A 5,305-nucleotide genomic window follows, 5' to 3' on the forward strand; every position below is an offset into this window, starting at 1 on the left:
ATGTCGCGTTCGGCGGCCAGGCTCGCCCGGCAGGCGGCGGTCAGCCGGGTGGTCGCGGCGCTGGCACCGCCGCCGCAGCGCGGGCAGGACATCGTCACGGACAGGGACAGCTCGTCCACCGCGACGGACAGTTCGGTCCGGCAGCCGCGGCACCAACGGTGCCGGGTGACCGGGCTGACGTGCGCCGGCGAGGCGACGCACTGGTGGATCCACCGGCCGTGCACGTGGCAGGTCAGGCGGTCGTCGGGCGCCAGCAGGCCCATGTCCTCGGCGTCGTCTTCGGTGGCGAGCAGGACCGGCAGGCTGCGGACCCGGGTGGTGAGGGAGGTCGTGGTGGTCATCGTGGTCCCCTTTCGCTACCTGTTCGTCGAAGGGGAACCGCCGGATTCGACATCCCCGCGAGGCTGGCTGAAACCTGGTGGTTCTTGGCATTCCAGCCACTCACCGGGCCGCCCGGCAACCCAGTAGGTTCTCCGGGTGTCGAAATTCCTGCTCTCGGTCCACGTCCTGGCGGCGGTGCTGGCCGTCGGCCCGGTCGCCGTCGCGGCCAGCATGTTCCCCGCCGCCGTCCGGAAGGGCGAGGTCAAGGTGACGGCGATGCTGCACCGGATCTGCCGCGTGTACGCCTACGCCGCCATCGCCGTCCCGGTGTTCGGGTTCGGCGTCGCGGGCACCATGCACGTCATGGGCGACCCGTGGCTGCTCACCTCGATCGGGCTGACCGCCGTCGCGGCCGCGGTCCTCGCGTTCCTGGTGCTGCCGCGCCAGAAACGCCTCCTGACCGGTGAGTCCACTTCGGACAAGCTGAGCCGCCTCGCGATGGTCACGGGCGTGTTCAACCTGCTGTGGGCGGCCGTGACGGTCCTGATGATCGTGCGGCCCGGCTCCTCGACGGGTGCCTAGCCGGGCACACGGACCGCGACGAAGTCCGGCCGGCTCCGCAGGGCGAACCCGAGCGAGAGGTACAACCGGATCGCGGAGGTGTTGCTCGCGGCGGCGTGCATCATCGGCGTCTCGCCGCGGTCGCGGATCCCCGCCGCCACGGCGAGCACCAGCCGCGTGGCCAAGCCCTCGCCGCGGTGGGCCGGATCCGTGCAGACCGCGCTGATCTCGGTGTAGCCGGGCGGGTGCAGCCGCTCGCCGGCCATCGCGACCAGCGCGCCGCCCCGCCGGATCCCCAGGTAGGTGCCGAGCTCGACGGTCCGCTTCCGGAACGGCCCCGGCTTCGTCCGCTCGACGAGGTCGAGCATCTCCGGCACGTCGGCGAGCCCCAGCCGCACGGCCTCCGGCTCCGGCGCGGCCGCGACGCCTTCGTCCACGAGCTGGACACCCGGCGTCACGCCGAGCACCTCCCAGCCGGACGGCGGCCGCGCGGCGGTCGCGGCGAGCACGACGGTCGTCCCGGGCCCGGCGAGCTCGGCGAGGTCCAGCCAGTCCCGCTCGCCGGGGTCGTCCGGCAGGGCGAGGAAGGGAGCGACGTCTTCGGGGTAGCGCAGCACGCGGCCGCGTTGTTCGGCGAAGCGGGCGTGCGACCCGGTCAGGGACGCCAGCGCCGGGTTGTCGAGCGGAGAAGCCATACCACCAAGATCCCTGCCCCGGCGGGCGCGGCGGCACCGGTCCCACATCCTGAGCGCCGCCGGTAGGGTGCGCTCGTGGGTTCCCAGGTCCCGGTGTGGATACCGATCGTCGTCGCGCTGCTCGGCCTGGCGGGGGTGATCGCCACCCAGGTGCTCTCGGGCCGGCGCGAGACCAAGCGGCTGGCCGAGGAAGCCGCTCGTGAAGAGCGCCCTCCGGCGTGGCCGAGGTCGTCGGTGTGGCCGGCGTGACCGGCGGCGTGAGGGCCTGGGCGGTGGTGACGACGGTCTTCGTCGTGGGCAGCGAGGGCGTCGTGTACGCCGGGAACGGCCCGGATGCGCCCTGCTCGGGTTTCGGGCGCCCGGTGAACAGCAGGACGCCGCCCACCGCGACGGCGGCGACCACCATCAGGGTCAGCAGTACCCACAGCGCCCGCGCGCGGGCGCGGCCCGGAGCCAGGCCCGAGCAGGTGCCGCACCGCCCGGCGCCGGGGTCGTTGACCGCGCCGCACTGCGCGCACATCCACGGGGTACCCGCCATCGGGCCTCCTTCGGCCCGGCGCCTCGCAGGCGCCGTCACCTCATCGTCACCGAAGAGGGCGCCCGCTGCAACGGCCCGCTACGACCCCTGGACCACGTTGACCATCCAGGGAATGCCGAACTTGTCGACGAGCGCGCCGAATTCGTCGCCCCACATCTGCTTTTCGAACGGAACCGTCACGGTCGCGCCGTCGCTCAGCTGTTCCCAGTAGCCGCGCAGGCCGTCGGCGTCGTCGCCGCTGAGGCTGACCGTGATGTTCGTGCCCGGCTTGTGCTCCATCCCGGCCGGGGTGTCCGACGCCATGAGCGTGAAGCCGTTGTCGGTCTCCAGCTGGGAATGCATGATCTTGTCCGCGTCCGCGCCTTCGGGTGAACCGAATTCCCCGAACGTGTTCACCGTCAGCGTGCCGCCGAAGACGCTCTTGTAGAACTCCATCGCCTGGCGCGCGTCGTCGCGGAAGCTCAGGTACGGGTTGAGACGAGAAGCCACGGCCATCTCCTTCGCTCGGCAGAGAGCAGCATCCTCGCAGAACGCGGGAAGAGCGCCAATCGGCGGATTTTCAGCGTCACCCGTCAGAGCACGAACCGGCGTTGCACGTCCGGTTCGAGCGGCAGCGCGCCGTGCAGCGCGGCACGGGCGCGCAGCTCCAGCGCGCGGTCCAGCGGCCGGGTGCCCGGGACCGGCGCGGTGTGGAACGTGCCGCGGTCGAACAGGTACACCAGCGCGAGCTTCCGGTCGAGGCGGCCGGTCTGCTCGCCGAACTCGACGGTCGCGAAGCGCAGGCAGCCGCCGTAGCCCGCCCGCGACAGGCGGTCCGCGACGTCGACCAGGTCACCGGTCAGCACGCGCAGGTCGCGGTTGCGGCGCCAGCACCGCACCGTCGACCGGCCGTTCAGGTCCTGGGTCACCAGCGGGTGCACCGGCAGCCGGGCCGACGTCGCGGCCAGCAGCTCCGCTTCGGTGCGGGCCAGCGCGTCCCCGTCCACCTTGAAGCCGACCGTGCCGCCGCCGGTGGGCGCGAGGCCGAGGGCGGCGCGCACCCGCGGGGCCGCGGCGGCGAGGGTGTAGAGGGACTGCAGGTGCGGGCGGGACGTCCAGCACCGGACGAGCTTGCTGTCCAGCAGGGTCACGACGATGTGTCCTATCTCCGGTCGAGAAGGGACCGCCGGGCCGGGCGCACTGGCAATGTCCACAGTGGACGTCAGGCGCGGGGACACCGGGGTCGGAAAGGACAGCATGCGCCCGCGGCGCGGGGTTCCGGCCCGGAACCCCGCGGTCACGCGGCGAACGGCAGCACTTCGCCGCCGAACGGTCACTCCGGGTCAGGTTCAGCCGATCAGCGGTACCCCTTTCACCTCACGCGACCGAAATGACGACCTTCCCGAGGTTCTGCCGGCTCCGGAACCGCTCGAACGCCCCGTCCGCGTCGTCGAACGGGTGAACGCTGTCGACAACCGGTTCCAGCGGCCGGACGGCGAGCCAGCGGAGGAGGTCCTCGGTGTCCTCGCGGCTGCCGACCCAGATCTTCCGGATGCTCGCCCCGCTGCGGAACAGGTCCATGAAGCCGACCGGCGGCCCGTCGGCGCCGACGAACCCGACGAGCGCGATCTCGGCGTGGTGCGTCCCGGCCGCGACGAGCGACTGCGCGAACGTGCCCGGCCCGCCGACCTCGACGATCCGGTCCGCGCCCCGGCCGCCGGTGGCGTCGAGGACGGCCTGGCCCCACTCCGGCGTCGCCCGGTAGTCGATCACCGCGTCCGCGCCGAGTTCGGTCAGCTTGGCCGCCTTCGCCGCGCTCGACGTCGTCGCGACGACGCGCGCGCCGTGCTGCTTGGCGAGTTGCAGGGCGAACAGCGAGACACCGCCGGTGCCCAGGGTCAGCACGACGTCGCCCGGGCGCACGCCGGCAAGCGACGTCCACGCGGTGACCGCGGCGCACGGCAGCGTCGCGCCCTGTTCGTAGGTGAGCGAATCGGGCAGCGCGACAAGCGCGTGCTCCGGCACGGCGCGGTACTCGGCGAGCCAGCCGTCCTGGCCGTTCCCGTAGCCGACGAGGGTGTCCGGCAGCCGTCCGGCGATCCAGTGCGAGTGGAAGCTGCCGAGCACCCGATCGCCGGCCGCGAACCGCGTGACCCCCTCCCCCACCGCCACGACGTCGCCCGCGGCGTCGGACAACGGGATCAGCCCGCCCGGCCCGGTGGTGAAGTGGGCGCCGTCGAGGATGAGCAGGTCGCGGTAGTTCAGCGACGTCGCCCGGACGCGGACGAGCACTTCCCCGCGCTGCGGTTCGGGCTCCGGTTCGTCGTGGCGGACGAGCTTGCCCGCCTCGGGACGGTAGACGCGCACCGGGGAACCTCCCTCATGTTAACCGATTGGCTAACATCGACCATGGCACAGCCCCGCGCGTCCCGGCAACCAGGGATACTCGGGACATGGCCAGCCGCACCGCGACCCCGTTGGACCACCCGGCCCTCGACGACGTCCCGTTCAGCGCGGCCCTCGAAGCCCTCCGCGACCCGCACCGGCTGGCCATGGTCGCCGCCCTCGCCCGCGAGCCCGGCCAGTCGTGCGGCGCGATCATGCCGCCGGTCAGCAAGCCCGCGGCGTCCCGGCACTTCAAGATCCTCCGCGCGGCCGGCCTGCTCAAGCAGTGGGACAGCGGCACGCAGCGGCTGAACGCGCTGCGCCGCGAGGAGTTCGACGCCCGCTTCCCCGGCCTGCTCGACCTGGCCCTCGCCGAAGCCGCCCGCTGATCATGCCATGACTCGGATCGCGAAACCCACCGTTCGCGACGCTCAGCCGGCTTGCCTCGACTCCCGAGGTCGACCAGACCCTCCCCGAAGACACACGCTGATCCGGGAGCTTCCGCGCCAACCAGACATTTAGCGTTGCTAACAGCTCTGAGTCAGAGCTACTTTGGCGGCATGACCGAACTCGCCGACCGGCTGCTGGGCGCCGTCCAGGGGATCCGCCGCGTGGTGCGCCGCCGCGTGCGCGCCGAGGTGCCCGGCTTCCCGCTGCCGAGCGCGCAGATCGAAGTCCTGCGCGTGGTGGCCGACCACCCCGGCATCGGCGTCGCGGCGGCCGCGCGCGAGCTGCACCTGGCGAACAACTCGGTCAGCACCCTGGTCAACCAGCTCGCCGACGCCGGGCTGCTGCGCCGCGAACCCGACCCCGCCGACCGGCGCGC

Annotated in this window: 9 protein-coding genes; 4 read left to right on the top strand and 5 right to left on the bottom strand. The window is 72.8% G+C overall.

The features are described from left to right. On the bottom strand, positions 1 to 341 hold a 341-nt coding region (locus tag G3I65_RS28865; RefSeq protein ID WP_160698898.1), incomplete at its 3' end, for a hypothetical protein. A 136-nt stretch (positions 342 to 477) separates the two neighbouring features. Between G3I65_RS28865 and G3I65_RS28870 the strand changes: the two genes are divergently transcribed. Beyond that, positions 478 to 903 (top strand): DUF2269 family protein, encoded by a 426-nt coding sequence (locus G3I65_RS28870; protein WP_160698899.1) that lies wholly within the window; start codon positions 478 to 480, stop codon positions 901 to 903. Here G3I65_RS28870 and G3I65_RS28875 read toward each other — a convergent pair. After that, positions 900 to 1,577, bottom strand: a complete 678-nt coding sequence (locus G3I65_RS28875; RefSeq protein WP_160698900.1) for a GNAT family N-acetyltransferase — start codon at positions 1,575 to 1,577, stop codon at positions 900 to 902. The two genes, G3I65_RS28870 and G3I65_RS28875, sit on opposite strands and share 4 nt — an antisense overlap. Before the next feature lie 75 nt (positions 1,578 to 1,652). Here G3I65_RS28875 and G3I65_RS28880 point away from each other — a divergent pair, with 75 nt between their 5' ends. Further along, positions 1,653 to 1,826 (top strand): hypothetical protein, encoded by a 174-nt coding sequence (locus G3I65_RS28880; protein ID WP_160698901.1) that lies wholly within the window; start codon positions 1,653 to 1,655, stop codon positions 1,824 to 1,826. Between the two features lie 367 nt (positions 1,827 to 2,193). Here G3I65_RS28880 and G3I65_RS28885 read toward each other — a convergent pair whose 3' ends face one another. The 3 genes from G3I65_RS28885 to G3I65_RS28895 form a co-directional block, all read right to left on the bottom strand. Further along, on the bottom strand, positions 2,194 to 2,604 hold the full coding sequence (locus tag G3I65_RS28885) for a VOC family protein (RefSeq protein WP_160698902.1): 411 nt from the start codon (positions 2,602 to 2,604) through the stop codon (positions 2,194 to 2,196). 83 nt (positions 2,605 to 2,687) lie between these two features. Next, positions 2,688 to 3,395, bottom strand: a complete 708-nt coding sequence (locus G3I65_RS28890; RefSeq protein WP_239071508.1) for a hypothetical protein — start codon at positions 3,393 to 3,395, stop codon at positions 2,688 to 2,690. Between the two features lie 76 nt (positions 3,396 to 3,471). Next, complete coding sequence (locus tag G3I65_RS28895; protein WP_160698903.1) at positions 3,472 to 4,461, bottom strand: NAD(P)-dependent alcohol dehydrogenase; 990 nt, start codon at positions 4,459 to 4,461, stop codon at positions 3,472 to 3,474. An 86-nt stretch (positions 4,462 to 4,547) separates the two neighbouring features. Here G3I65_RS28895 and G3I65_RS28900 point away from each other — a divergent pair, with 86 nt between their 5' ends. Both G3I65_RS28900 and G3I65_RS28905 read left to right on the top strand, forming a co-directional pair. After that, the gene (locus G3I65_RS28900; RefSeq protein WP_125312085.1) at positions 4,548 to 4,868 is read left to right on the top strand and encodes a helix-turn-helix transcriptional regulator; all 321 of its coding nucleotides are present in this window, start codon (positions 4,548 to 4,550) and stop codon (positions 4,866 to 4,868) included. Positions 4,869 to 5,039: 171 nt separating this feature from the next. Further along, positions 5,040 to 5,305: MarR family winged helix-turn-helix transcriptional regulator (locus G3I65_RS28905; protein ID WP_160698904.1), on the top strand; the 266-nt coding region annotated here is incomplete at its 3' end.

Source organism: Amycolatopsis sp. SID8362 (assembly GCF_010550475.1).
Lineage (GTDB): Bacteria > Actinomycetota > Actinomycetes > Mycobacteriales > Pseudonocardiaceae > Amycolatopsis > Amycolatopsis eburnea.